The organism is Lactobacillus isalae, from assembly GCF_947539375.1.
GTDB classification, from domain to species: Bacteria; Bacillota; Bacilli; order Lactobacillales; family Lactobacillaceae; genus Lactobacillus; species Lactobacillus isalae.
The window spans coordinates 1377723-1404648 of the sequence record NZ_OX443569.1 but is presented as its reverse complement, the minus strand read 5'-3'; the positions used below and the strand labels follow the sequence as shown (position 1 = coordinate 1404648).

General features: G+C 40.7%; 10 protein-coding genes, 18 tRNA genes and 6 rRNA genes. 31 read left to right on the top strand and 3 right to left on the bottom strand.

Going from position 1 to position 26926, the window contains the following annotated elements:
• Positions 1 to 24: 24 nt before the first annotated feature.
• From QM512_RS06860 to QM512_RS06750, 23 genes are all read left to right on the top strand, one after another.
• Positions 25 to 1597 (top strand): 16S ribosomal RNA (locus QM512_RS06860).
• Positions 1598 to 1819: 222 nt separating this feature from the next.
• A 23S ribosomal RNA gene (locus tag QM512_RS06855) occupies positions 1820 to 4722 on the top strand.
• A 62-nt stretch (positions 4723 to 4784) separates the two neighbouring features.
• Positions 4785 to 4901, top strand: a 5S ribosomal RNA gene (gene rrf, locus QM512_RS06850).
• 4 nt (positions 4902 to 4905) lie between these two features.
• A tRNA-Val gene (locus tag QM512_RS06845) sits at positions 4906 to 4978 on the top strand.
• 2 nt (positions 4979 to 4980) lie between these two features.
• Positions 4981 to 5053: transfer RNA gene (locus QM512_RS06840), tRNA-Lys, on the top strand.
• 19 nt (positions 5054 to 5072) lie between these two features.
• Positions 5073 to 5157 (top strand) — tRNA-Leu (locus QM512_RS06835).
• Between the two features lies 1 nt (position 5158).
• A tRNA-Thr gene (locus tag QM512_RS06830) sits at positions 5159 to 5231 on the top strand.
• A gap of 19 nt (positions 5232 to 5250) precedes the next feature.
• Positions 5251 to 5322, top strand: a tRNA-Gly gene (locus tag QM512_RS06825).
• Between the two features lie 12 nt (positions 5323 to 5334).
• A tRNA-Leu gene (locus QM512_RS06820) sits at positions 5335 to 5420 on the top strand.
• A gap of 9 nt (positions 5421 to 5429) precedes the next feature.
• Positions 5430 to 5503, top strand: a tRNA-Arg gene (locus QM512_RS06815).
• 5 nt (positions 5504 to 5508) lie between these two features.
• Positions 5509 to 5582: transfer RNA gene (locus QM512_RS06810), tRNA-Pro, on the top strand.
• A gap of 31 nt (positions 5583 to 5613) precedes the next feature.
• A tRNA-Met gene (locus QM512_RS06805) sits at positions 5614 to 5687 on the top strand.
• A 13-nt stretch (positions 5688 to 5700) separates the two neighbouring features.
• A tRNA-Ile gene (locus tag QM512_RS06800) sits at positions 5701 to 5774 on the top strand.
• A 31-nt stretch (positions 5775 to 5805) separates the two neighbouring features.
• Positions 5806 to 5879: transfer RNA gene (locus QM512_RS06795), tRNA-Met, on the top strand.
• Positions 5880 to 5882: 3 nt separating this feature from the next.
• Positions 5883 to 5955 (top strand) — tRNA-Asp (locus tag QM512_RS06790).
• Positions 5956 to 5959: 4 nt separating this feature from the next.
• Positions 5960 to 6032 (top strand) — tRNA-Phe (locus tag QM512_RS06785).
• A 19-nt stretch (positions 6033 to 6051) separates the two neighbouring features.
• Positions 6052 to 6122 (top strand) — tRNA-Gly (locus tag QM512_RS06780).
• Positions 6123 to 6134: 12 nt separating this feature from the next.
• Positions 6135 to 6208 (top strand) — tRNA-Ile (locus tag QM512_RS06775).
• 2 nt (positions 6209 to 6210) lie between these two features.
• A tRNA-Ser gene (locus QM512_RS06770) sits at positions 6211 to 6300 on the top strand.
• Between the two features lie 402 nt (positions 6301 to 6702).
• Positions 6703 to 8275: ribosomal RNA gene (locus QM512_RS06765) — 16S ribosomal RNA — on the top strand.
• Positions 8276 to 8497: 222 nt separating this feature from the next.
• Positions 8498 to 11400 (top strand): 23S ribosomal RNA (locus QM512_RS06760).
• Positions 11401 to 11462: 62 nt separating this feature from the next.
• Positions 11463 to 11579: ribosomal RNA gene (rrf, locus tag QM512_RS06755) — 5S ribosomal RNA — on the top strand.
• Together the 16S, 23S and 5S rRNA genes with 17 tRNA genes alongside form the textbook arrangement of a ribosomal RNA operon.
• A 13-nt stretch (positions 11580 to 11592) precedes the next feature.
• A tRNA-Asn gene (locus QM512_RS06750) sits at positions 11593 to 11665 on the top strand.
• A 130-nt stretch (positions 11666 to 11795) separates the two neighbouring features.
• Here QM512_RS06750 and QM512_RS06745 read toward each other — a convergent pair.
• Complete coding sequence (locus QM512_RS06745; protein WP_282805012.1) at positions 11796 to 13166, bottom strand: amino acid permease; 1371 nt, start codon at positions 13164 to 13166, stop codon at positions 11796 to 11798.
• 357 nt (positions 13167 to 13523) lie between these two features.
• Here QM512_RS06745 and adhE point away from each other — a divergent pair, with 357 nt between their 5' ends.
• Positions 13524 to 16079 carry a bifunctional acetaldehyde-CoA/alcohol dehydrogenase gene (gene adhE, locus QM512_RS06740; RefSeq protein ID WP_282805011.1) on the top strand — a complete coding sequence of 852 codons (2556 nt, stop codon included), beginning with the start codon at positions 13524 to 13526 and terminating at the stop codon, positions 16077 to 16079.
• Between the two features lie 121 nt (positions 16080 to 16200).
• Here the strand turns inward: adhE and QM512_RS06735 are convergent, their stop codons facing one another.
• Positions 16201 to 16626 carry a hypothetical protein gene (locus tag QM512_RS06735; protein WP_282805010.1) on the bottom strand — a complete coding sequence of 142 codons (426 nt, stop codon included), beginning with the start codon at positions 16624 to 16626 and terminating at the stop codon, positions 16201 to 16203.
• A 292-nt stretch (positions 16627 to 16918) separates the two neighbouring features.
• On the opposite strand from QM512_RS06735, the gene QM512_RS06730 reads away from it, so the two are divergent.
• The 4 genes from QM512_RS06730 to QM512_RS06715 all read left to right on the top strand — a co-directional run bounded on the left by QM512_RS06730 (position 16919) and on the right by QM512_RS06715 (position 23213).
• On the top strand, positions 16919 to 17626 hold the full coding sequence (locus QM512_RS06730; protein ID WP_282805009.1) for a carboxymuconolactone decarboxylase family protein: 708 nt from the start codon (positions 16919 to 16921) through the stop codon (positions 17624 to 17626).
• Between the two features lie 118 nt (positions 17627 to 17744).
• Positions 17745 to 19646 (top strand): TerB N- and C- terminal domain-containing protein, encoded by a 1902-nt coding sequence (locus QM512_RS06725; protein WP_282805008.1) that lies wholly within the window; start codon positions 17745 to 17747, stop codon positions 19644 to 19646.
• A gap of 2 nt (positions 19647 to 19648) precedes the next feature.
• The gene (locus QM512_RS06720; protein ID WP_282805007.1) at positions 19649 to 20983 is read left to right on the top strand and encodes an ATP-binding protein; all 1335 of its coding nucleotides are present in this window, start codon (positions 19649 to 19651) and stop codon (positions 20981 to 20983) included.
• Between the two features lie 7 nt (positions 20984 to 20990).
• Complete coding sequence (locus tag QM512_RS06715; RefSeq protein WP_282805006.1) at positions 20991 to 23213, top strand: DEAD/DEAH box helicase; 2223 nt, start codon at positions 20991 to 20993, stop codon at positions 23211 to 23213.
• 53 nt (positions 23214 to 23266) lie between these two features.
• On the opposite strand, the gene galE is transcribed toward QM512_RS06715, so the two are convergent.
• Complete coding sequence (gene galE, locus QM512_RS06710) at positions 23267 to 24259, bottom strand: UDP-glucose 4-epimerase GalE (RefSeq protein WP_282805005.1); 993 nt, start codon at positions 24257 to 24259, stop codon at positions 23267 to 23269.
• 203 nt (positions 24260 to 24462) lie between these two features.
• On the opposite strand from galE, the gene QM512_RS06705 reads away from it, so the two are divergent.
• From QM512_RS06705 to QM512_RS06695, 3 genes are all read left to right on the top strand, one after another.
• Positions 24463 to 25794 (top strand): FAD-dependent oxidoreductase, encoded by a 1332-nt coding sequence (locus QM512_RS06705; RefSeq protein WP_282805004.1) that lies wholly within the window; start codon positions 24463 to 24465, stop codon positions 25792 to 25794.
• A 78-nt stretch (positions 25795 to 25872) separates the two neighbouring features.
• The gene (locus QM512_RS06700; RefSeq protein ID WP_282805003.1) at positions 25873 to 26730 is read left to right on the top strand and encodes an aldo/keto reductase; all 858 of its coding nucleotides are present in this window, start codon (positions 25873 to 25875) and stop codon (positions 26728 to 26730) included.
• A gap of 99 nt (positions 26731 to 26829) precedes the next feature.
• Positions 26830 to 26902: transfer RNA gene (locus tag QM512_RS06695), tRNA-Thr, on the top strand.
• The last annotated feature ends 24 nt before the right edge of the window (positions 26903 to 26926 follow it).

Below are 26926 nucleotides of genomic sequence, written 5' to 3'. Positions count from 1 at the left end.
GATAAAAAGCTCATTTTCAAAAAGGAAAATGAGAGTTTGATCCTGGCTCAGGACGAACGCTGGCGGCGTGCCTAATACATGCAAGTCGAGCGAGCTTGCCTAGATGATTTTAGTGCTTGCACTAAATGAAACTAGATACAAGCGAGCGGCGGACGGGTGAGTAACACGTGGGTAACCTGCCCAAGAGACTGGGATAACACCTGGAAACAGATGCTAATACCGGATAACAACACTAGACGCATGTCTAGAGTTTGAAAGATGGTTCTGCTATCACTCTTGGATGGACCTGCGGTGCATTAGCTAGTTGGTAAGGTAACGGCTTACCAAGGCAATGATGCATAGCCGAGTTGAGAGACTGATCGGCCACATTGGGACTGAGACACGGCCCAAACTCCTACGGGAGGCAGCAGTAGGGAATCTTCCACAATGGACGCAAGTCTGATGGAGCAACGCCGCGTGAGTGAAGAAGGGTTTCGGCTCGTAAAGCTCTGTTGGTAGTGAAGAAAGATAGAGGTAGTAACTGGCCTTTATTTGACGGTAATTACTTAGAAAGTCACGGCTAACTACGTGCCAGCAGCCGCGGTAATACGTAGGTGGCAAGCGTTGTCCGGATTTATTGGGCGTAAAGCGAGTGCAGGCGGTTCAATAAGTCTGATGTGAAAGCCTTCGGCTCAACCGGAGAATTGCATCAGAAACTGTTGAACTTGAGTGCAGAAGAGGAGAGTGGAACTCCATGTGTAGCGGTGGAATGCGTAGATATATGGAAGAACACCAGTGGCGAAGGCGGCTCTCTGGTCTGCAACTGACGCTGAGGCTCGAAAGCATGGGTAGCGAACAGGATTAGATACCCTGGTAGTCCATGCCGTAAACGATGAGTGCTAAGTGTTGGGAGGTTTCCGCCTCTCAGTGCTGCAGCTAACGCATTAAGCACTCCGCCTGGGGAGTACGACCGCAAGGTTGAAACTCAAAGGAATTGACGGGGGCCCGCACAAGCGGTGGAGCATGTGGTTTAATTCGAAGCAACGCGAAGAACCTTACCAGGTCTTGACATCCAGTGCAAACCTAAGAGATTAGGTGTTCCCTTCGGGGACGCTGAGACAGGTGGTGCATGGCTGTCGTCAGCTCGTGTCGTGAGATGTTGGGTTAAGTCCCGCAACGAGCGCAACCCTTGTCATTAGTTGCCATCATTAAGTTGGGCACTCTAATGAGACTGCCGGTGACAAACCGGAGGAAGGTGGGGATGACGTCAAGTCATCATGCCCCTTATGACCTGGGCTACACACGTGCTACAATGGACGGTACAACGAGAAGCGAACCTGCGAAGGCAAGCGGATCTCTTAAAGCCGTTCTCAGTTCGGACTGTAGGCTGCAACTCGCCTACACGAAGCTGGAATCGCTAGTAATCGCGGATCAGCACGCCGCGGTGAATACGTTCCCGGGCCTTGTACACACCGCCCGTCACACCATGAGAGTCTGTAACACCCAAAGCCGGTGGGATAACCTTTATAGGAGTCAGCCGTCTAAGGTAGGACAGATGATTAGGGTGAAGTCGTAACAAGGTAGCCGTAGGAGAACCTGCGGCTGGATCACCTCCTTTCTAAGGAAGGCGAAAGATGATGGAGAGTGCGAGAGCACTAAAGAGAAGTCATCGAGAAAGCCAAGCGGAAGCACACTGAGAAACTTTGTTTAGTTTTGAGGGTAATACCTCAAGAGTTAGTACATTGAAAACTGAATATAATCGAAAGCAAAAAAACCGAGACAATCGAAAAGAACAGATTGAAGAGCGACCGAGAAGAGAGAGAAACTCAACTTGAAAATAGGTCAAGTAGAAAAGGGCGCATGGTGAATGCCTAGGCACTAGAAGCCGATGAAGGACGTGACGAACCACGAAAGGCTTCGGGGAGCAGTAAGTAAGCAATGATCCGGAGATATCCGAATGGGGGAACCCAATACCGCGAGGTATTATCATTAGCTGTTAAGGTTAATGAAGGAAGACGCAGTGAACTGAAACATCTAAGTAGCTGCAGGAAGAGAAAGAAAAATCGATTTCCCAAGTAGCGGCGAGCGAACAGGAAAGAGCCCAAACCAGCTGGCTTGCCAGTTGGGGTTGTAGGACTGCGATGTAGTACTTGAAGCGATAGCAGAATTATCTGGAAAGATAAGCCAGAGAGGGTGAGAGCCCCGTAAGCGAAATTGCGGAGAGACTTAGCAGGATCCTGAGTAGGTCGGGACACGAGGAATCCCGATTGAAACCGCGAGGACCATCTCGCAAGGCTAAATACTAACTAGTGACCGATAGTGAACCAGTACCGTGAGGGAAAGGTGAAAAGAACCCCGGAAGGGGAGTGAAAGAGAACCTGAAACCGTGTGCCTACAAGTAGTCAAAGCACATTAAAGTGTAATGGCGTGCCTTTTGTAGAATGAACCGGCGAGTTACGTTATGGTGCAAGGTTAAGTCAGAAAAGACGGAGCCGGAGCGAAAGCGAGTCTGAATAGGGCGAAAGAGTATCATGACGTAGACCCGAAACCAAGTGACCTACCCATGACCAGGTTGAAGGCGTGGTAAAACACGCTGGAGGACCGAACCCACGTGAGTTAAAAATCGCGGGGATGAGTTGTGGGTAGCGGTGAAATTCCAAACGAACTTGGAGATAGCTGGTTCTCTCCGAAATAGCTTTAGGGCTAGCCTCGTGTGAATGATAATGGAGGTAGAGCGCTGTTTGGACTAGGGGCCCGTCAGGGGTTACTGAATCCAGATAAACTCCGAATGCCAGATATCAATGCACGGGAGTCAGACTGCGAGTGATAAGATCCGTAGTCGAAAGGGAAACAGCCCAGATCACCAGTTAAGGTCCCCAAATCTATGCTAAGTGGAAAAGGATGTGGAGTTGCGTAGACAACTAGGATGTTGGCTTAGAAGCAGCCACCATTTAAAGAGTGCGTAATAGCTCACTAGTCGAGTGACGCTGCGCCGAAAATGTACCGGGGCTAAGCATAGTACCGAAACTGTGGATGCATATATTATATGCGTGGTAGGAGAGCGTTCTAAGTGCGGCGAAGTTAGATCGAGAGGACTAATGGAGCGCTTAGAAGTGAGAATGCCGGTATGAGTAGCGAAAGATAGGTGAGAATCCTATCCGCCGAAAGACTAAGGTTTCCTGGGGCAGGCTCGTCCGCCCAGGGTAAGTCGGGACCTAAGGTAAGGCCGAGAGGCGTAGCCGATGGACAACAGGTAGAGATTCCTGTACTGAAATTGTTCGATATGAGCAAAGGAGGGACGCAGGAGGCTAATGACGCATGTTGCTGGAAATACATGTGCAAGCAGTAAGAAAAAAGATGAGTCAAATGCTTGTCTTTAGATTTCAAGCTGTGACGCGGAGCGAAATAAAAGTAGCGAAGGTCATGATGTCACACTGCCAAGAAAAGCTTCTAGCCAGAGCAATTTTACCCGTACCGCAAACCGACACAGGTAGTCGAGTGGAGAACACTCAGGTGAGCGAGAGAACTCTCGTTAAGGAACTCGGCAAAATGACCCCGTAACTTCGGGAGAAGGGGTGCTGATAGTAAAATATCAGCCGCAGTGAATAGGCCCAAACAACTGTTTATCAAAAACACAGGTATCTGCAAAATCGTAAGATGACGTATAGGTGCTGACACCTGCCCGGTGCTGGAAGGTTAAGAGGAGAGCTTAGCGTAAGCGAAGGTTTGAATTGAAGCCCCAGTAAACGGCGGCCGTAACTATAACGGTCCTAAGGTAGCGAAATTCCTTGTCGGGTAAGTTCCGACCTGCACGAAAGGTGTAATGATTTGGGCACTGTCTCAACGAGAGACTCGGTGAAATTATAATACCCGTGAAGATGCGGGTTACCCGCGACAGGACGGAAAGACCCCATGGAGCTTTACTGTAGCTTGATATTGAGTATTTGTTAAACATGTACAGGATAGGTAGGAGCCAGAGAAAGTAGGACGCTAGTCTTACCGGAGGCAATGTTGGGATACTACCCTTGTTTGATGGATCCTCTAACTCGCAGAGCTGAGCGTTCTGGAGGACAGTGTCAGGTGGGCAGTTTGACTGGGGCGGTCGCCTCCTAAAATGTAACGGAGGCGCCCAAAGGTTCCCTCAGAATGGTTGGAAATCATTCGCAGAGTGTAAAGGTATAAGGGAGCTTGACTGCGAGAGGTACACCTCGAGCAGGGACGAAAGTCGGGCTTAGTGATCTGGTGGTACTGCATGGAAAGGCCATCACTCAACGGATAAAAGCTACCCTGGGGATAACAGGCTTATCTCCCCCAAGAGTTCACATCGACGGGGAGGTTTGGCACCTCGATGTCGGCTCGTCGCATCCTGGGGCTGAAGTCGGTCCCAAGGGTTGGGCTGTTCGCCCATTAAAGCGGCACGCGAGCTGGGTTCAGAACGTCGTGAGACAGTTCGGTCCCTATCCGTCGTGGGCGTAGGAAATTTGAGAGGAGCTGTCCTTAGTACGAGAGGACCGGGATGGACATACCGCTGGTGTACCAGTTGTCTTGCCAAAGGCATCGCTGGGTAGCTATGTATGGAAGGGATAAGCGCTGAAAGCATCTAAGTGCGAAGCCCCCCTCAAGATGAGATTTCCGATGCGCAAGCAGTAAGACACCTTAAAGACGATGAGGTAGATAGGCTAGGAGTGGAAGCATAGTGATATGTGGAGCGGACTAGTACTAATCAGTCGAGCACTTGACCAAAGCTCAAAGGTTTTTAAAGCAAGAGATTATATTCAGTTTTGAGTGTAAAAGCTCAGAAAGAGTACGGTGGCGATGGCAAGAAGGATACACCTGTTCCCATGCCGAACACAGAAGTTAAGCTTCTTAACGCCGAGAGTAGTTGGTGGGAAACTGCCTGCGAGGGTAGGCAGTCGCCGTGCTAATGGAGGATTAGCTCAGCTGGGAGAGCATCTGCCTTACAAGCAGGAGGTCACAGGTTCGAGCCCTGTATCCTCCATTGAGTCGTTAGCTCAGTTGGTAGAGCATCTGACTTTTAATCAGAGGGTCGGCAGTTCGAGCCTGCCACGACTCATTGGCCCAGAAAAACTCAAGCGGGTGTGGCGGAATTGGCAGACGCGCTAGATTTAGGTTCTAGTGTTTTCGGACGTGTGGGTTCAAGTCCCACCACCCGTACCATGCCGATTTAGCTCAGTTGGTAGAGCATCTGTCTTGTAAACAGGGGGTCGAAGGTTCGAGTCCTTTAATCGGCATTAAAATTGAATAAAAAATGCGGAAGTAGTTCAGTGGTAGAACATCACCTTGCCATGGTGGGGGTCGCGGGTTCGAATCCCGTCTTCCGCTTATCATTATCATGCCGGGGTGGCGGAACTGGCAGACGCACGGGACTTAAAATCCCGCGGTTGGTGACAACCGTACCGGTTCGATTCCGGTCCTCGGCATATAATGATGCACCCTTAGCGCAACTGGATAGAGTGTCTGACTACGAATCAGAAGGTTGAAGGTTCAAATCCTTCAGGGTGCACACTTCGGGAAGTGGCTCAGTTTGGTAGAGCACCTGGTTTGGGACCAGGGGGTCGCAGGTTCGAATCCTGTCTTCCCGATTGTAGCTTAATAAAAAGGAAGTTACAGGATGGCGGTGTAGCTCAGCTGGCTAGAGCGTCCGGTTCATACCCGGGAGGTCGAGGGTTCGATCCCCCCCGCCGCTATAGAGGTAAGCTTGGACCTTTAGCTCAGTTGGTTAGAGCAGACGGCTCATAACCGTCGGGTCGTAGGTTCGAGTCCTACAAGGTCCATAGGATCTTGGCTTTTTTTATATAAAAACATCGCGGGATGGAGCAGTCTGGTAGCTCGTCGGGCTCATAACCCGAAGGTCATAGGTTCAAATCCTGTTCCCGCAATATGGTCCCTTGGTGTAGGGGTTATCACGCCTCCCTGTCACGGAGGAGATCACCGGTCCGAATCCGGTAGGGACCGTAATGGCTCGATAGCTCAGTTGGTAGAGCAAAGGATTGAAGCTCCTTGTGTCGGCGGTTCGATTCCGTCTCGCGCCATTAAGGAAGCAAAAAAGTTGCGGGTATAGTTTAGTGGTAAAACGAAAGCCTTCCAAGCTTTAGTCGCGAGTCCGATTCTCGTTACCCGCTTCAAAGGAAAAGGGGCCTATAGCTCAGCTGGTTAGAGCGCACGCCTGATAAGCGTGAGGTCGATGGTTCAAGTCCATTTAGGCCCATTGGAGATTTACTCAAGTGGCTGAAGAGGCGCCCCTGCTAAGGGTGTAGGTCGGTTTATACCGGCGCGAGGGTTCGAATCTCTCAATCTCCGCTTTGCAGATGTGCTTCATTAAAATAATAATGAAGCATTTTATTTTCCTTTGATAAAGTCTGTAAAGTAATACATGCTGTTTGAGGCAAGAGCAAAAAGAGCCAATAAAAAGGTTAAAAAAGATCTTGTCAAAGCAGGGAAAAGATGATAATATTATAAAGCTGTCATTTGAGAGAGATGAGAAAGATTAAAAAGTTCTTGTCAAAGATCAAAAGACATGATATAATATAAAAGTTGTCACATGACAACGGTAGTACCTTGAAAACTGAACAAAGTTTCGCTGAAAGTGTGCGGGATAAATAAAAATCCCAAACAAAAGCGAAGTCAATTCGCAAGCAATAAATTTGAGATAACTCAAAGAAAGTTTTAGAGCTAAACGATAAAAAGCTCATTTTCAAAAAGGAAAATGAGAGTTTGATCCTGGCTCAGGACGAACGCTGGCGGCGTGCCTAATACATGCAAGTCGAGCGAGCTTGCCTAGATGATTTTAGTGCTTGCACTAAATGAAACTAGATACAAGCGAGCGGCGGACGGGTGAGTAACACGTGGGTAACCTGCCCAAGAGACTGGGATAACACCTGGAAACAGATGCTAATACCGGATAACAACACTAGACGCATGTCTAGAGTTTGAAAGATGGTTCTGCTATCACTCTTGGATGGACCTGCGGTGCATTAGCTAGTTGGTAAGGTAACGGCTTACCAAGGCAATGATGCATAGCCGAGTTGAGAGACTGATCGGCCACATTGGGACTGAGACACGGCCCAAACTCCTACGGGAGGCAGCAGTAGGGAATCTTCCACAATGGACGCAAGTCTGATGGAGCAACGCCGCGTGAGTGAAGAAGGGTTTCGGCTCGTAAAGCTCTGTTGGTAGTGAAGAAAGATAGAGGTAGTAACTGGCCTTTATTTGACGGTAATTACTTAGAAAGTCACGGCTAACTACGTGCCAGCAGCCGCGGTAATACGTAGGTGGCAAGCGTTGTCCGGATTTATTGGGCGTAAAGCGAGTGCAGGCGGTTCAATAAGTCTGATGTGAAAGCCTTCGGCTCAACCGGAGAATTGCATCAGAAACTGTTGAACTTGAGTGCAGAAGAGGAGAGTGGAACTCCATGTGTAGCGGTGGAATGCGTAGATATATGGAAGAACACCAGTGGCGAAGGCGGCTCTCTGGTCTGCAACTGACGCTGAGGCTCGAAAGCATGGGTAGCGAACAGGATTAGATACCCTGGTAGTCCATGCCGTAAACGATGAGTGCTAAGTGTTGGGAGGTTTCCGCCTCTCAGTGCTGCAGCTAACGCATTAAGCACTCCGCCTGGGGAGTACGACCGCAAGGTTGAAACTCAAAGGAATTGACGGGGGCCCGCACAAGCGGTGGAGCATGTGGTTTAATTCGAAGCAACGCGAAGAACCTTACCAGGTCTTGACATCCAGTGCAAACCTAAGAGATTAGGTGTTCCCTTCGGGGACGCTGAGACAGGTGGTGCATGGCTGTCGTCAGCTCGTGTCGTGAGATGTTGGGTTAAGTCCCGCAACGAGCGCAACCCTTGTCATTAGTTGCCATCATTAAGTTGGGCACTCTAATGAGACTGCCGGTGACAAACCGGAGGAAGGTGGGGATGACGTCAAGTCATCATGCCCCTTATGACCTGGGCTACACACGTGCTACAATGGACGGTACAACGAGAAGCGAACCTGCGAAGGCAAGCGGATCTCTTAAAGCCGTTCTCAGTTCGGACTGTAGGCTGCAACTCGCCTACACGAAGCTGGAATCGCTAGTAATCGCGGATCAGCACGCCGCGGTGAATACGTTCCCGGGCCTTGTACACACCGCCCGTCACACCATGAGAGTCTGTAACACCCAAAGCCGGTGGGATAACCTTTATAGGAGTCAGCCGTCTAAGGTAGGACAGATGATTAGGGTGAAGTCGTAACAAGGTAGCCGTAGGAGAACCTGCGGCTGGATCACCTCCTTTCTAAGGAAGGCGAAAGATGATGGAGAGTGCGAGAGCACTAAAGAGAAGTCATCGAGAAAGCCAAGCGGAAGCACACTGAGAAACTTTGTTTAGTTTTGAGGGTAATACCTCAAGAGTTAGTACATTGAAAACTGAATATAATCGAAAGCAAAAAAACCGAGACAATCGAAAAGAACAGATTGAAGAGCGACCGAGAAGAGAGAGAAACTCAACTTGAAAATAGGTCAAGTAGAAAAGGGCGCATGGTGAATGCCTAGGCACTAGAAGCCGATGAAGGACGTGACGAACCACGAAAGGCTTCGGGGAGCAGTAAGTAAGCAATGATCCGGAGATATCCGAATGGGGGAACCCAATACCGCGAGGTATTATCATTAGCTGTTAAGGTTAATGAAGGAAGACGCAGTGAACTGAAACATCTAAGTAGCTGCAGGAAGAGAAAGAAAAATCGATTTCCCAAGTAGCGGCGAGCGAACAGGAAAGAGCCCAAACCAGCTGGCTTGCCAGTTGGGGTTGTAGGACTGCGATGTAGTACTTGAAGCGATAGCAGAATTATCTGGAAAGATAAGCCAGAGAGGGTGAGAGCCCCGTAAGCGAAATTGCGGAGAGACTTAGCAGGATCCTGAGTAGGTCGGGACACGAGGAATCCCGATTGAAACCGCGAGGACCATCTCGCAAGGCTAAATACTAACTAGTGACCGATAGTGAACCAGTACCGTGAGGGAAAGGTGAAAAGAACCCCGGAAGGGGAGTGAAAGAGAACCTGAAACCGTGTGCCTACAAGTAGTCAAAGCACATTAAAGTGTAATGGCGTGCCTTTTGTAGAATGAACCGGCGAGTTACGTTATGGTGCAAGGTTAAGTCAGAAAAGACGGAGCCGGAGCGAAAGCGAGTCTGAATAGGGCGAAAGAGTATCATGACGTAGACCCGAAACCAAGTGACCTACCCATGACCAGGTTGAAGGCGTGGTAAAACACGCTGGAGGACCGAACCCACGTGAGTTAAAAATCGCGGGGATGAGTTGTGGGTAGCGGTGAAATTCCAAACGAACTTGGAGATAGCTGGTTCTCTCCGAAATAGCTTTAGGGCTAGCCTCGTGTGAATGATAATGGAGGTAGAGCGCTGTTTGGACTAGGGGCCCGTCAGGGGTTACTGAATCCAGATAAACTCCGAATGCCAGATATCAATGCACGGGAGTCAGACTGCGAGTGATAAGATCCGTAGTCGAAAGGGAAACAGCCCAGATCACCAGTTAAGGTCCCCAAATCTATGCTAAGTGGAAAAGGATGTGGAGTTGCGTAGACAACTAGGATGTTGGCTTAGAAGCAGCCACCATTTAAAGAGTGCGTAATAGCTCACTAGTCGAGTGACGCTGCGCCGAAAATGTACCGGGGCTAAGCATAGTACCGAAACTGTGGATGCATATATTATATGCGTGGTAGGAGAGCGTTCTAAGTGCGGCGAAGTTAGATCGAGAGGACTAATGGAGCGCTTAGAAGTGAGAATGCCGGTATGAGTAGCGAAAGATAGGTGAGAATCCTATCCGCCGAAAGACTAAGGTTTCCTGGGGCAGGCTCGTCCGCCCAGGGTAAGTCGGGACCTAAGGTAAGGCCGAGAGGCGTAGCCGATGGACAACAGGTAGAGATTCCTGTACTGAAATTGTTCGATATGAGCAAAGGAGGGACGCAGGAGGCTAATGACGCATGTTGCTGGAAATACATGTGCAAGCAGTAAGAAAAAAGATGAGTCAAATGCTTGTCTTTAGATTTCAAGCTGTGACGCGGAGCGAAATAAAAGTAGCGAAGGTCATGATGTCACACTGCCAAGAAAAGCTTCTAGCCAGAGCAATTTTACCCGTACCGCAAACCGACACAGGTAGTCGAGTGGAGAACACTCAGGTGAGCGAGAGAACTCTCGTTAAGGAACTCGGCAAAATGACCCCGTAACTTCGGGAGAAGGGGTGCTGATAGTAAAATATCAGCCGCAGTGAATAGGCCCAAACAACTGTTTATCAAAAACACAGGTATCTGCAAAATCGTAAGATGACGTATAGGTGCTGACACCTGCCCGGTGCTGGAAGGTTAAGAGGAGAGCTTAGCGTAAGCGAAGGTTTGAATTGAAGCCCCAGTAAACGGCGGCCGTAACTATAACGGTCCTAAGGTAGCGAAATTCCTTGTCGGGTAAGTTCCGACCTGCACGAAAGGTGTAATGATTTGGGCACTGTCTCAACGAGAGACTCGGTGAAATTATAATACCCGTGAAGATGCGGGTTACCCGCGACAGGACGGAAAGACCCCATGGAGCTTTACTGTAGCTTGATATTGAGTATTTGTTAAACATGTACAGGATAGGTAGGAGCCAGAGAAAGTAGGACGCTAGTCTTACCGGAGGCAATGTTGGGATACTACCCTTGTTTGATGGATCCTCTAACTCGCAGAGCTGAGCGTTCTGGAGGACAGTGTCAGGTGGGCAGTTTGACTGGGGCGGTCGCCTCCTAAAATGTAACGGAGGCGCCCAAAGGTTCCCTCAGAATGGTTGGAAATCATTCGCAGAGTGTAAAGGTATAAGGGAGCTTGACTGCGAGAGGTACACCTCGAGCAGGGACGAAAGTCGGGCTTAGTGATCTGGTGGTACTGCATGGAAAGGCCATCACTCAACGGATAAAAGCTACCCTGGGGATAACAGGCTTATCTCCCCCAAGAGTTCACATCGACGGGGAGGTTTGGCACCTCGATGTCGGCTCGTCGCATCCTGGGGCTGAAGTCGGTCCCAAGGGTTGGGCTGTTCGCCCATTAAAGCGGCACGCGAGCTGGGTTCAGAACGTCGTGAGACAGTTCGGTCCCTATCCGTCGTGGGCGTAGGAAATTTGAGAGGAGCTGTCCTTAGTACGAGAGGACCGGGATGGACATACCGCTGGTGTACCAGTTGTCTTGCCAAAGGCATCGCTGGGTAGCTATGTATGGAAGGGATAAGCGCTGAAAGCATCTAAGTGCGAAGCCCCCCTCAAGATGAGATTTCCGATGCGCAAGCAGTAAGACACCTTAAAGACGATGAGGTAGATAGGCTAGGAGTGGAAGCATAGTGATATGTGGAGCGGACTAGTACTAATCAGTCGAGCACTTGACCAAAGCTCAAAGGTTTTTAAAGCAAGAGATTATATTCAGTTTTGAGTGTAAAAGCTCAGAAAGAGTACGGTGGCGATGGCAAGAAGGATACACCTGTTCCCATGCCGAACACAGAAGTTAAGCTTCTTAACGCCGAGAGTAGTTGGTGGGAAACTGCCTGCGAGGGTAGGCAGTCGCCGTGCTCTTTTTTAATATTCCGGCTTAGCTCAGTTGGTAGAGCACCTGACTGTTAATCAGGTTGTCGTCAGTTCGAGTCTGACAGCCGGAGTAAAGAGGAAAGTTAAAGGGAAGAACGAAGGTCATACTTTGTTCTTCCTTTTTTATTTCTTCATAAGTCTCAAAAATATATATGAAATAAAAAAGTCTCTAGTTGTAATTAACTAGAGACTTTTTTATTTTTAATTCTTTTTTTGTATTAGGTGTGTTATACCTACTAGGATTATAAATATTATTCCTGCGCTAATCATTGGAATACGATAATTTGGGAATATTAATAATACAACTATCATAGCTATAAAGAACGTTAAAACTGCTACATCAGATAAAGGATAAAGTGGCATTTTAAATGAAGGTAATTCATCTTTAGGTGTCTTTTTACGATAAGTCATATGAGTAATAATCATTATTGACCAAATTAGTAAAAACATGCTCGTTGCGGTAGCAGAGATAAAGGTAAAAGCATCTTTTAAAAAGAAATTTAAGAGTGGTGCCAAAGCAATTAAAACTGTTGAAAAAATTAAAGCATTTTTAGGTAGCTGCCGATGATTCAGAGTTCCCAAATGTTTACTTAATTTGTTTTTTCCATTGTAATTTATTGAAAATAATAGACGTCCTGCACTATAGATAAAACTATTTGTTGATGAAATCGCAGCACTTATTACAACAAAATTAATTATTGAACCTGCATTCTTAATTCCTGTTGCGCCTAATGCTTGAACAAAAGGTGAACTAGAAGTTGTAACTTTATCCCAAGGGATAGCTAAAAGAATACTTAGAATAGCAAGAACATAAAATAGTATAATTCTGACTGGTAATTGGTCGATTGCACGAGTAATGGTTTTTTTAGGTTCTTTTGCTTCAGCAGCAGTTAAACCAATTAGTTCAACGCCAATGAAACTAAAGATTACCATTTGGAAACCTAATAAAAAGCCCTTAGGTCCCTTTGCAAAGATACCACCGTCAACCATCATATTGTTCCAACCAACGTGACCATATTTTGTGGAAGCATTCGTTATTAATAAATAAAAAACTAAAATAACAAATGCAATAATTGTTACTATTTTAATAATTGCAAAACTAAATTCTAAGTTTCCGAATACACGAGCGGAAATTAGATTGATTGCTAGTAAAACTATTAATGTAATTAATCCAGGAATCCAACTTTGTAGATGAGGCCACCAATATTGAAAATAAATTCCTAGAGCCGTGATTTCAGCCATCGCTAGTGTAAGCCAACTGAACCAATACAAATATCCTGTCGTGGTTCCAATGCTTTTTCCTAGGTATTCTGTAATAAAATCAATATATGTGTTCTTTTTAATATCTGAAAGTATCAATTCTCCCAGCGCCCTCATTAAAAGGAAAAGAAAGAAACCTACTAAGCAATATATAAAAATTACTGCTGGGCCAGCCAGTTCAATACTGTTGCCAACTCCCAGAAAAAGCCCAGTCCCAATGGTTCCTCCTAATGCAATTAGTTGAATATGGGCATTTGTTAAACTACGCTTCATAGTTTTAACCTCAGATGATTCTGAGCTATTTTTTGACATTAAAATATAAAACTCCTTTCATAGTTTATTAAAATTTTAACATAAAAATCTATGATAACCGATAAAACGTATAGGTTTTAATATTTTTTATAAGGTTGTTATATAAAATTCATTGTGAAATATTTTTCAATATTATCGAAAATGTAAACGATATCATTATTGAAAACAGGTATTTCTTACTTTTTATCATATTGTGAATTTGTAAAAAACTGCACAAAGTCATTTACAAACCTTAGATTAAGGCGCTATACTGTCATTGTTCACAAAAATATGCCTAGATTTCCGAGTAGGAGGCCCAAATTAAATGGTGCAAGATAAAAAGGCTACAAAAGAAGAAAAACAATTGATGTAAATAAAATGATTGATGGCTATGTTGAAAAAGCACATGTTGCTTTAGATGAGATGGCTGATTTCGATCAAGAACAAGTTGATAAAATTTGTGAAGCAATTGCAAGTGCAGGAGAACAAAATAGCTACTTACTTGCAAAGATGGCAGTTGAAGAAACTGGTCGTGGTGTAGTAGAAGACAAGACTATTAAAAATATGTTTGCTAGTGAAAATATTTGGAATAGTCTTCGTCATGAAAAAACTGTAGGTGTTATCGAAGAAGATAAAGAAAAGCAATTAGTTAAAATCGCAGAACCTAAAGGTGTAATCGCTGGTGTAACTCCAGTTACTAATCCAACCTCAACTGTAATCTTTAAAGCAATGCTTGCTTTAAAAACTAGAAATGCTATTATTTTTGGTTTCCACCCACAAGCACAAAAGAGTTGTGTAAAAACTGGTGAAATCATTCGTGAAGCTGCAGTTAAGGCAGGTGCTCCTAAAGATGCTATTCAATGGATTGAATATCCAAGCCTTGAAGCAACTAGTGCTTTAATGAATCATCCAAATGTTCAAACGATTTTGGCCACCGGTGGTCCTGGAATGGTTAAGGCAGCTTATTCATCTGGAAAACCTGCTATTGGTGTTGGTCCTGGTAATGGTCCTTCTTACATTGAAAAGACTGCTAATATTCCGGAATCTGTTTATGACATTGTTTTATCTAAAACTTTTGATAACGGAATGATTTGTTCATCTGAAAACTCTGTAGTAGTTGATGAAGAAATTTATAACAAAGTAAAAGATGAATTTAAGTCTTGGAATTGTTATTTCTTAAAACCAGACGAAATCAAGAAGTTTGAAGAAAAGTTTATTGATCCTAAGCGAGGCACAGTTGCTGGTCCTGTTGCTGGTCGTTCAGCTTATCAAATTGCCAAATTATGTGGTGTAGATGTTCCAGAAGATACTAAGGTAATCATTGCTGAATATAAAGGTGTAGGTAAAAAGTATCCTTTATCTGCTGAAAAACTTTCTCCAGTGTTTACTATGTATAAGGCTAAGGATCATGAAGATGCTTATAAGATTTGTACTGACCTTCTAAATTATGGTGGTCGTGGACATACTGCTGGTGTTCATTCTCAAGATGAAAAGGTAATTGATGACTTTTCAATGAAGATGGACGCATGTCGTATCTTAGTAAACTCTCCTGCCTCAGTTGGTGGTGTTGGTGATTTATACAACAACATGCTTCCTTCTCTTACTTTAGGAACAGGTTCATACGGTGCAAATACTTTCTCACACAATATTGGTGCTAGAGACTTGCTTAACATTAAAACAGTTGCAAAGCGTCGCGATAATATGCAATGGATTAAGGTACCAAAGAAAACATATTTTGAACACAATGCAGCTAACTATTTAAAGCATATGCCTGATGTTGAAAGATTCTTTATTGTGACTGATGAAGGTGTAGCAAGTAAGTATATTAATGAAATTACTGACATTATTAGTCAACGTCGTGGAAAGAAGAGTTATGAAGTCTTTCAAGCAGTAACTAAGGATCCAGACACTGATATAATTGCAGATGGTGTTCACAGAATGAATATCTTTAAGCCTGATGTAGTTATTGCAGTTGGTGGTGGGTCTGTAATGGATGCAGCTAAAGCAATGCGGTTGTTCTATGAAAATCCAGATATGAGTTTTGAAGATGCCTATTCAAAATTTTTGGATATTAGAAAAAGAACAGTAAGATTTCCAAAATATAATGCTATTCAATTAGTATGTATTCCAACTACTTCAGGTACTGGTTCAGAAGTATCCCCATTTTCAATTATTAAAGATGCTAAGACTGGAATTAAGCACACTCTTTGCGATTATTCTTTGAATCCAGATGTTGCAATTGTTGATGATCAATTTGTAGAAACTATGCCTAAAGAATTAATTGCTCGTTCTGGTTTTGAAGCTTTGGCTCATGCAGTAGAAAGCTATGTTTCTACAATGGCTACTGACTTTACTCGTGGTTGGTCAATGGAAGCTATTAAATTGATTTTTGAAAACTTGGAAAAATCATATAATGGCGACCAAAGCGCAAGAAGCAGAATGCATAATGCTGCTACCTTAGCTGGAATGGCATATGCGAATGCCTTCTTAGGAGTAGGACATGCAATTGCTCATACTGAATCATCTGAATTTGGTATTCCTAGTGGCTTGAGTGATGCTATTGCAATGCCATATGTAATTAGATTTAATTCTAAGAAGCCAAGAAAGCTTGCTATGCGTCCACATTATTCAACTTTCAGAGCTGATAAAGATTATGCTGAAATCGCTCGTAGCTTAGGATTGAAGGGTAATACTGATCAAGAATTAGTTGATGCCCTAATCAAGAAAGTTGTTGAACTTGGACATGGCGTAGGAATGAAATTGAGCCTTAAGGCTAATGGAGTTAGTGAAGCTGACTTTAATAATAAAGTTGAAGAGATGGCTGTAGAAGCTTATGGAGATCAAAATGTAGTAACTAATCCTTCTGCTTTGTTAATTAGCGAAATTAAGGATTTGATGAAAGAAACTTATACAGGAAAGGGCATAGAAGCCTAAAAATTCCATTTTCTATATCTCATTTAAATATCAATATGAATTCGCACAAAAAAGGAGAAGCAATTTTGCTTCTCCTTTTTATTGATGTGTATGTAAATTAAATCATTGATTAGAAATTAAATTAATTTAACTTACCGGCTTTCTTCAAGATGTCTTGAGCCTTTTCCAAGTAGTGGTGCTCAGTTCTAAAGGCATCAATATCGCCACCGTTGAAGTCGTTTAATTTAGCAAGCTTGTCATCTAATTCTTCAAAGTCTTTCTTTAAATCGTTGATAACAGGTTCTTCTTCTTGTTCATAGACGTAGTGATTTTCGGTTGAATCTTTAGGACCTTCACCCTTGAATTCTTCGATCTTGTCTTCGTCTTTGTCGACTTTTCTTGCGTGCTTAAGAATTGATTTAATATCCTTAATTGTTTCGTGTTGAGCGGTGCGATGTTTCTTATCATCAATACTATCTTCAATCTTTGTTAAGTGACCTTCTGCATCTGAAATCTTCTTAGCGATTCTATCTAATGCTTTGAGTTCTCTTTTTGCATAATCTGCCATAACAATATACCTCCTAAAATCATTCTATTAACTTAATCATCTTTACTATAAGATCTAATACATGTATTTTCAAGAATAAGATGTTATTTTATGAAACAATCGTATAGGCTTGAAATATCTAATATCACTATAAATTTAAGAATAACGACTTGCTTAAATCAAATTACTGATTTATATGCTTGTTATTTTTTATTCCATGCCTTAATTGTATATTTCTACATAGATATAAAGTAATTTTCATCTGATATAGGTGTATTTATAATATAGATTATAAGAAAGAAGCGTAAAAATAATGTTTAGAGAAGATGCAAAAAATATTCATGAGAAAATTTTAAAAGATAATGATCCTGAAGCTTGGGAAAGAATTAGTCATTTTACATTTGAAGAGGTACAAGATGATGTTGATTTGCCAAATAAAACCAAATTACTTTCTAATTTAGCATATTTGCTGGGGATGCAAGGTTTAGAAGAATATCGTTTAATGTTACCAGTTGCATTAGACAATGGCGTAAGTCCAGTTGAGGCAAAGGAAGTTGTTTATCAAGCAGTAGATTATCTTGGTTTAGGAAGAGTAATGCCGTTTTTTGAAGTAACCAATACAATTTTGCTTGATCGTGGTGAAAAATTACCTTTACCAAAACAAGCCACAACCACCATGGATGACAGACTTGAAAAAGGCGAAGAAACTCAAATGAGATTATTTGGACCTCAAATGAAAGATTTTGCCAAAAAGGGAATTATTAACAAGTGGTTAGTAGATAATTGTTTTGGAGATTATTACACAAGAAAAGGTCTTGATGACAAAGAACGAGAAATGATCACGTTTTGTTACTTAGCTGCTCAAGGTGGTTGTGAACCACAATTATTAGCTCATGCTAAGGCAAATGTTGGTTTAGGAAATGACCAGCAATTTTTGACAAAGGTGGTTTTAGCCAATGTACCATTTATCGGTTATCCACGTAGCTTAAATGCAATTAATGTAATTAATCAAGTAAAGTAAACAGATAATATTTTTTCAGACACTGAAATTATAATGATTTCAGTGTCTTTTTTATTGTATGGTTATAGATAGACGATAAAAAATATAGTAGAATATACGTTCGAAAGGAGCTGAAGCCATGAATAGCGATGAACTCTTAAGCTATGCTATAAGACATTTTGGAAAGAACAGTGTCACTGAAATTCAAAATCAGCCTAATTTAATAGCTTTTAGTTCACCAATTACTAAAAATTGGTTTGCTCTATTAGATTTGGCTCCAAAAAATAAAAAGTTAAATATTAATTGTGGTGAATTTTCATCTACTATTAAAGATTTACCAGGTTTTTCGCCGGCTTCCTTAATTAATGATGATAAGTGGGTTGAAGTGAGTTTGCTCTTAAGCGATCAAAAGATAAAAAAAGCGTTAGAGTATGCCTTCAAAGTAGTACTTATGTCAAGTAAAAGCCCCAATCCTGAAAAATTAATTTATATACCTGATACCGATAAAAATAATCAACAAAACGTTTATCATGAGCAGAAAATTGATTTTAACAATTGGAAAAGATCTAATAATGATAGAAATTCGAAGATAAAGACTAATTCTAACGAAGAAAAAATCGAGTTAAATTTTGAAAATACGGCTCCCGTTCCTAAGCAAATTCAGAAAATGGTTAAGTCATATCGCTATGATTTAGCTGGTTCAATTCGGAGAGAACAGAATTTTTATTTACAAGGTAAGTTAATGGCTGCTTATGAAGATAATTATCAAAAGAAGCAGTCATTTTTTCGCTATTATCCAACATACCATGATTTAACAGTTGGACAAGCAAGAGCATATTTTACTTGGCGTACTAAGATTAGAAATAATGCTTATGAAAAAGTATCTGATTCATATGCTTATATTTATTTGTATGAGTTACTAAATGGGATAGGTATACAGAATGCTCAAGAGGGCTTAGACAAGTTAATAGCTTTCAATAAAAATTATGCTCAAAAATATTCTCTAGAAATGACTGCCTATATTGATCGCTGGATTCGAGATTATATTATTTTTAATAATATAAATGAACAGGACAATGCTTTTTTTATTAAGGAGCGAGATAAAGATCAAAACTACGAATATTTACTATATCCAGAACAATTCTCTGATCATGATGTTGCAAATAGCTTGTTGAAGTTATCTAATTATAAGATTATAAATTGCCCGATGTATAAGAAGGACGTGGAAAAATTTGAGCATTTGTTAGTCTTAATTTGGAAAAAAGTTTTAGATTTGCGTCAGGATGGTTTTGACTTTTTTACTAGTTATATTGCCTATCAAAATCAAATGACGGTTCAACTATTTTCTGCAGCCGTATTTAATCATGCTCTTTCTCCTAAAACAACCAATTATGAAATTGATCAAATTAGAAGGTATTTTTATGATCAAGAAAAAGGCACCTGGTATTGTGAATCTTACTGGGGATTGGCTGGTAGAAAGAGTATTGTTGGAAATTTATTACACGAAATAGATCGTGAAATAAGATTGAGTTTTAATTTAGGACGAAATTTAAAACCTAGAAAAATCGAAAAACATTATCTTCAAGCTATAAAAGACGGAATTAAAGAATATCAACTTGAAGAGTACAAGCAAAAACAACCAAAAATTGAGATTAATTTAACTCATTTGTCTACTATTAGAGAAGATGCTGCGGGAACGAGAGATAGCTTACTAACTGAAGAAGAATTGCAGGCTGAACAAGAAGAAAAGAAACAGCTTGAGGCAGAAGAGATTTCTACGAAAAATAGTGATGAGGATTTTGAAGACTATGGTTTAAGTGCTGACGAAATAAAGACGGTAATTATGCTTTTAAAGGGAGAAAATCCAAATCAATACCTTAAGGACAAGCATTTAATGGCAGCAATTCTCATTGATAATATAAATGAAAAGCTTTTTGATGAAATTGGCGATAATGTGATTGAATTCATTGACGATACACCTACTATAGTTGAAGACTATCAGGAAGATTTGGAAGAGATGTTTTTGAAAGGAAAAGAATAAAGATGCCTATTAACAAAAATCGCAAAGTGCCTAAAAGAATAGCTCAAACTATTTTAAATTCCTTAAAAGGGGGAGTAGTTCCGAGAATTGGTTTGCCTTATGTTACAGTAGGAAGAAAGTCTGAAATTGAAGCTTTGTTACATGATGTAGAATTAATCGAAAATGGTGGAGCTTCTTTTAGATTTATTGTTGGGCGGTATGGTTCTGGAAAAAGTTTTTTGCTTCAAACTATTAGAAATTATGTGATGGATAAGAATTTTGTTGTAGTTGATGGAGATTTATCACCTGAAAGACGTCTGCAAGGTGGAAAAGGACAAGGATTAGCTACTTATCGTGAGTTGATTCAAAATCTTTCTACTAAGACTAGACCAGAGGGTGGAGCGTTAACTTTAATTCTTGATCGCTGGATTAATTCAATTCAAATGCAGGTTGCAACAGATACTAGCTTAAATGCGGACGACCCAGCTTTTGAAGAAGCAGTTAATAAAAGAATCTATGCTGTAATCTCTAGTCTTTCTGAATTAGTGCATGGTTTTGACTTTGCTAAATTATTGGAGATGTACTATCAAGCCTATATTAATGATGATGAAGAAACAAAAGCTAAGGTTATTAAATGGTTCAGGGGAGAATACGCAAATAAAAGTCAGGCTAAAAAAGAGCTGGGCGTAGATATCGTAATTTCAGATGATGATTGGTATGAATACTTAAAACTATTTGCATCCTTCTTCCGACAAGCAGGCTACGCCGGTTTAATGATCATGATTGATGAATTAGTTAATATTTATAAAATTCCTAATAGTATTAGTCGACAATATAACTATGAAAAGATATTAACGATGTACAATGACGCATTACAAGGAAAGTCAAAGTATCTTGGAATTATTATGTGTGGTACTCCTCAGGCTCTAGAAGATAAAAGGCGAGGAGTGTATTCATATGAGGCTTTGCGTTCACGTCTTGCTAGTGGAAAATTTTCTGAAACTGGCAACCGTGATATGTATGCTCCAGTTATCAAGCTTGATCCGCTTACTCCAGAAGAAATGATGGTATTAGCTGAAAAATTAGCCGATATGCATGCCAATTTATATGGATACGAAAAGACAATTACCGAAAGTGATTTAGAAAAGTTCATTAAAATTGAATACTCTCGAGTAGGTGCTTCTTCTAATATTACGCCACGTGAGATTATTCGTGATTTTATTGAATTATTAGATATTGTTTGGCAAAATCCGAAGACTGATATTGAACAGCTACTAAATTCTGATAAGTTTGCGTATACTGAATCAGAAGCTGTTTCGGATGAAACGGATAATAATTTTGCTGAATTTAGAATTTGAGTGAGAAATGGATATTTTTACACGTTTTGCGCCTTTTATTCAAGACTATATTTATGAACATGATTGGAAAAATTTACGTTCAATTCAGGTTGGAGCAGCAGAGACGATTTTTAATAGTCAAGATAATGTGTTATTAGCTGCTTCTACGGCTTCCGGTAAGACTGAGGCCGCATTTTTCCCTATTTTAACTGACTTATATGAAAATCCTCCGCAGTCAGTTGGAGTGCTTTATATTTCACCATTAAAAGCTTTAATTAATGACCAATATGAACGTTTAACGGATCTATGTCAAGATGTTGATATTCCAGTTTGGCGCTGGCATGGTGAAGTAGCACAAACTCAAAAAAGAAAACTATTGCGGCATCCTTCAGGAATTTTACAGATTACGCCAGAATCATTGGAATCATTGATGATTAATAAGCATATGGATATTCCAAATTTATTTCATGATTTAAGATATATAGTCATTGATGAATTGCATTCCTTTTTAAGATCAGATCGAGGAGGGCAGACTTTTTGTTTAATTGAAAGATTATCCAAAATGGCTGGAGTTGATCCCAGACGTGTTGGACTTTCTGCGACAATTGGTGATACCAAATCTGCTGCTAGATTTTTAGGAGCAGGGTCTAAGCATAAAACGGTAGTTCCTAAGGCAGAAGGCGGTGGTCAAGTTTGGCGACTATCAATGGAGCATTTTTATGATAATGGTCCACAAGCCGATAGTAATGGCTTTGATCCAGCTCAACCTGTTTTAGATGAAAAAAGTGATCAAGCTCCCCAAATGGCCGATCCGTCAATGGCATATATTTTTGAACATACGCGCGGAAAAAAGTGCTTAGTTTTTACTAACAGCCGAGAAGAATGTGAGGCAGTGTGTCAAGTTCTAAGACAGTATTGCGAGGTAAATCATGAGCCAGATCGCTTTTTAATTCATCATGGTAATTTATCAGCTGCATATCGGCAAACTGCGGAAGCAGAAATGAAAGATGTAGATTCTCTGATGACAACTTGTGCAACAGCAACACTTGAGTTAGGAATTGATATTGGAAAATTAGAACGTGCCTTTCAAATTGATGCACCTTTTACAGTATCGGGATTCTTACAGAGAATGGGGAGAACTGGTCGAAGAGGTAATCCGTCGGAAATGTGGTTTGTGATGCGGGAATCACACCCTGAGTCTCGTGCAATGCTCCCGGAAATTATCCCTTGGTCCTTGCTTCAAGGAATCGCCTTAGTTCAGCTTTACTTAGAAGAAAAATGGGTGGAGCTGCCTGAACTAAATAGGTTGCCATATAGCCTTTTATATCATCAAACAATGTCCACCTTAGCTTCAAATGGAGAAATGACACCGGCTGAACTAGCGTCCAGGGTATTAACGCTTCATTATTTTCATAATGTTAGTCAAGATGATTATCGAGTATTATTGCGACATTTGATCAAGGAAGATCATATTCAACAAACCGAAAATGGCGGATTGATTGTTGGATTAGCTGGAGAGCGCGTAGTAAATAACTTTAAGTTTTATGCTGTTTTTCAGGAAAATGAAGAATATTCTGTTAAATCTGAATCGGAAGAACTCGGAACAATTGTTAAGCCACCTCCAGTTGGAGATAAAATAGCTATTGCAGGCCGTGTTTGGGTAGTAGAAGATGTGGATCGAAAAAGACATCAGGTCTATTGCCATCCTGTTAAAGGACGAATTCCTGCTTATTTTGGGGATGTAGCAGGTGATATTCAACCTAAAATTTTGCAGAGAATGAAAAAGATTTTAGGCGAAAAGACAAAATATCCGTATTTAATGGAACATGCAATAGCACGCTTGAGAGAAGTACGAGATACAGCAAACACTTCCGGGATGCTAGAAAGTAATTTAATTAATCTTGGCGGAAAAATGTGGTGTCTTTTTCCGTGGACTGGAACGTATGCTTTCTTATCATTAGAAAGATTAATTAAAATTAAATGTGCTAAACGGATAGGTTTAAGAGGCTTCAATTCTAGCCGTCCATATTTTATGCAGTTTGCAATGGATGTAAGTAAGGATGAATTTCTAGAAATTTTAAGAGAAGAAGCAAATAAAGAGTTCGATCCTTTAGAGCTAGTCTATCCGAAAGAAGTTCCTGTTTTTGATAAGTATGATGAGTATTTACCAGATGAATTAGTAAGAAAGGAATTCGCACACAGTATCTTAGATGTCAGGGAAATGAAAAATTGTGTGAATAATTTAAGATAAAAAATAACCATTCAGCTAGCAACTAACTGAATGGTTATTTTTTGCTTTATTCTTTACTTATCTTCGTAGCCCTTTGGGTGGCTCTTGTGCCAGTTCCAAGCAGTTGCGATAACGTCATCAACATTTTCATGCTTTGGCTTCCAGCCTAGAACTTTACGCGCCTTACTTGAATCGGCAACTAATGAGTCAGGATCTCCGCCTCTTCTTGGTCCAATAGTGTAAGGGATGTCAATGCCAGTAACTTTCTTAGCAGCTTCAAGAATTTCTAAGTTTGAGTAACCTTGAGCAGTACCTAAGTTAAAGACATCAGACTTGTTAGTTTCCATTACCTGCTTAAGAGCTAAGATATGGGCGTCAATTAAGTCTTCAACTTGAACGTAGTCACGGACATTAGTACCGTCTTTAGTGTCATAGTCGTCACCAAAAATAGTAAAGTTGCCATCACCAGAAATAGCACTCTTTAAGATATTTGGAATTAGGTGAGTTTCAGGACCGTGATCTTCACCAATTGAGCCGTCGCTTGAGGCACCAGCAACATTAAAGTAGCGAAGAGCGATAGACTTAATGCCGTCAGCCTTGTCAGCCCAGTGCATAATCTTTTCCATCATCATCTTGGTTTCACCATAAGGATTGATTGGATCAAGTGGTGTATCTTCAGTAATCGGTAAAGTCTTTGGAATACCATAAGTAGCAGCGGATGAAGAAAATACTAAGTATTTAACTTTAGCGTCATCCATTGCTTGAAGAAGAGAAATCATACCAGAAACATTGTTGTCATAGTACTTCAAAGGCTTTTTAACAGATTCAGGAACTAAAGAGTAAGCGGCAAAGTGCATAACAGCATCAATGTTTTCATCACGTAAAATCTTGCTTACTAAGTTAGTATCTTCGATATCGCCTTGGTAAAATTTAGCTCTCTTGTCAACGGCCTTTCTATGGCCAGTGTAGAGAGAGTCAAGGACAACAACATCGTTTCCTTCTTCAATTAATTTTCTAACAGCATGAGAGCCGATATAACCGGCACCACCAATAACTAATACTCGCATTAACTAGTTACTCCTTTTTATTAAATAATAACCGAATCAAGTTAATTTTATCACAATAACTTATTTTTAAAATTCTGATTTAAAAATTTATACCTGTATATAGTGCGATTAAAAAATTATAGGCAAAAATAGTGCAAATTAATATTATATGTTTAAAATAATAAGTAAAGAATTGAACTTATAAAAAGTAAGAGGATAAAAATATGAAGACAATCAAAAATATTATTATTGGCTTTGGTAAAGGTGGAAAAACTCTCGCTAAATTTTTAGCTCAAAAGGGTGAGGAAGTATTAGTAATTGAAAAATCTAATAAGATGTACGGTGGTACATGCATTAATATCGCCTGCTTACCATCAAAAAGATTAATTATTGAAGCAGCAAATGGTGTCTCTTATGTAGATGCTGTAAGTGGAAAAAATGAGATGACAGCGCAATTGCGAGATAAAAATTACCATATGCTTGCAGATGAAAAGACTGTGACTGTATTAGATGGGGAAGCTCATTTTATTTCAGATCATGAAATTCAAGTAAATTTGCCTAATGGTGAAAAAGCACAATATAAAGGCGAACGTATTTTTATTAATACGGGGGCAGTTCCAGTAATGTTACCGATTCCGGGACTAAAGGAAAGTAAGTATATTCTTGATTCTACCCAAGCAATGGATGAAAAGAAGATGCCAGAGAACCTAACAATCATTGGAGCTGGCTACATTGGACTAGAATTTGCAAGTATGTTTGCAAAATATGGTAGTAAAGTAACTGTGCTGGACCATAGTAAGGAATTTTTAGGTCGAGAAGACGAGGATATTAGTCAGTTAGTAAAGAAAGATTTAGAAGATGCTGGTGTGCATTTTGAACTTGGTGCTGATATCATAAAAATTTCTGATGAAGAAAATGAAGCAAAAGTTTATTACCAATTAAATGGTCAAGAAAAAGAAATTAGTGCAAATCGTATTTTAGTTGCAATAGGAAGAAAGCCTAATATTGAAGAACTTGGTTTAGAAAATACTTCAATTGAAGTAACTGATCGAGGTGCAATTAAAGTAGATGACTTTTTGAGAACAACAGTTGATAATGTGTGGGCAATTGGAGATGTTAAGGGTGGTCTTCAATTTACTTATATTTCTTTAGATGATTTTAGGATTATTAAAGATCAATTATTTGGTACTGGCGCACGAATGATCAGCGATAGAAAAGTAGTTCCATATAGTGTCTTTATTTCACCAGCTTTGTCTCAAGTCGGCATAAATGAAAAGCAGGCTCAAAAACAAAATAAAACGTATAAATTATTTAAATTATCTGTTGCGGCTATTCCTAAAGCAAAAGTTGCTAAAGATAGCAGAGGATTATTTAAGGCTTTAGTTGATCCTGAAACTGAAGAAATTTTAGGTGCAACTTTATATGGAATTGAATCATATGAGTTAATTAATATGATTTCTTTAGCAATGAAGGCTCATCTTTCTTACACAGTTTTAAGAGATCAAATTTATACTCATCCTACTATGTCAGAAGCCTTTAATGAGTTATTTAAGTAGTGGGATAAAAAACGACCCTCATAAAGTCTTCATAACTTGCTTATATAATGTAAGCAAACTAAGAAATGAGGTAGCTATATGAATTTTAATTCATTCGAAGATACATATACATTAAATAATGGTGTAAAGATTCCAATTATTGGATTTGGAACTTGGAAAACACCTAACGGAGATATTGCAAAGCATGCAGTTGAAGCAGCACTTAAGTCAGGCTATCGGCATATTGATACGGCCGCCGCTTATGGTAATGAGGAAAGTGTTGGTCAAGCGATTAAAAATAGTGGAATAAATCGTCATGATTTGTTTATTACAACTAAGCTTTGGAATGCAGATCATAGTTATAAATCAGCTAAGGCAGCCATTGATAGGAGTTTACAAAATTTAAAGGTTGATTATTTAGACTTGTACTTAATTCACTGGCCTAATCCAGTTGCTATGCGTGATCACTGGGCTGAAGCAAATTCTGAAAGCTGGCGTGCTATGGAAGAAGCAGTAAAAGCTGGAAAAATTAGAGCGATTGGTGTATCTAACTTTAGGAAACATCACTTAGATGAACTCCTTAAAACAGCTGAAATAAAGCCTGCGGTTAATCAAATTATGCTTAATCCTAGCGGTCTTCAAGAGGATGTTGTTAAAGTTAATGATGAATTAGGTATGCTTAGCGAAGCATATAGTCCATTAGGTACTGGTGGGTTATTAGATAATGAAACTGTTAATGAAATAGCTAAGGAAGTAGGAAAATCTCCAGCTCAAGTTTTAATTCGTTGGTCTTTAGAACATGGATTTTTACCGCTACCTAAATCAGTTCATGACAAATACATTGCAGCTAATGTAGAAGTATTTGATTTTAACTTGCATTCTGAACAAATGAAAAAATTAGATAGCTTACATGGAGTTAGTGGATTAGCTACTGATCCAGATACAGCTAACTTTTAATCAAAAGTCGGAGTAGAATGCTACTTCGACTTTTTGTTTGTAAAATATCTTAGATCCTTTACATGAGAAGAAAATCTTTGTTATAATTCTAGTGTTAATGCTGAATTAGCTCAGTTGGTAGAGCGCTTCCCTCGTAAAGAAGAGGTCGCCAGTTCGATCCTGGCATTCAGCACTCAGGGTATTAACTAAAAGAAGT